The sequence below is a fragment of the Frankia umida genome (genome assembly GCF_023242945.1).
Lineage (GTDB): Bacteria > Actinomycetota > Actinomycetes > Frankiales > Frankiaceae > Frankia > Frankia umida.
Genome location: NZ_JALKFT010000001.1, coordinates 252,833 through 253,076, shown reverse-complemented (window position 1 = coordinate 253,076; position 244 = coordinate 252,833). Strand labels below are relative to the sequence as shown.

Genomic DNA, 244 nt, shown 5'->3' with positions numbered 1-244 from the left:
TAATAATACTAATTTGGCCGAATAATGCAAGGTGTGGGCGGCGTGAGGTTTCGTGTAACCTTGGTCACCCAGGTTGCCATGCCCTCTGTTCGCACGCCTATGTACATCACCAGTTCTAGGGGCAATTTTCCGTATACGAGGAACTCCGCCTGGCGACGACGCTTCCTGTCGTTGTCGTCGTCGGTATCGTTCCACCACTGCACCCTCATTATATTGTGATCTACTTCGCCTAGCTTATCTAGAC

General features: G+C 50.8%; 1 protein-coding gene. It reads right to left on the bottom strand.

Features of this window, described 5'->3' with window-relative positions:
• Positions 1 to 8 precede the first annotated feature (8 nt).
• Positions 9 to 244: DarT ssDNA thymidine ADP-ribosyltransferase family protein (locus tag MXD59_RS27180; RefSeq protein ID WP_372511841.1), on the bottom strand; the 236-nt coding region annotated here is incomplete at its 5' end.